General features: G+C 63.9%; 1 pseudogene. It reads right to left on the reverse strand.

The window, feature by feature from the left end:
- Positions 1-238 precede the first annotated feature (238 nt).
- Positions 239-466, reverse strand: a pseudogene (locus ACFHWW_RS34240) (cell filamentation protein Fic); the annotation flags it as partial.

Below are 466 nucleotides of genomic sequence, written 5' to 3' on the forward strand. Positions count from 1 at the left end.
CCTTGATGCTCTGCATTGCCGTCTCCTTCCGTTGGTTGACGGCAAAAAACGGAGATAGCCGAAGTGAGCCCATGCACCCGAAGGGCCGCAACAGAGTGGAGGACCGCGCCAGCGGTTGCGCGGGGGAGGGGCTATCGTAGCTTGTCCGTCAAATCACCGAACGGAAGGAGAGGGCGCAGAACATCGGCGCCTTCTGCTCACGGATGGCTCTTGCAGCTTAAAGAGCCGGTGGGCGAGCTTACCGCTCGCGATCGTCGTCATCACGCTCCCGACTGCGCTGTGCCGCCATTTGCGCCTCGATCGCCTTCAACTCCGGGTTATGGTCCGGCTGTGGCTGCCGCGCTGGCGCCGGCTGCGATTGCGCCTCCTGGGCCGACTGCTCTCGCCTCACTCGGGAAAAGTCCGACCGGGCAGTGACGGTAATTTCCTCGTCGTCCGGCAACCTCTCCGGCAGATCCGCGCGGTC

This window comes from Sinorhizobium sp. P24N7 (genome assembly GCF_042436655.1).
Classification (GTDB): Bacteria; Pseudomonadota; Alphaproteobacteria; order Rhizobiales; family Rhizobiaceae; genus Sinorhizobium; species Sinorhizobium meliloti_A.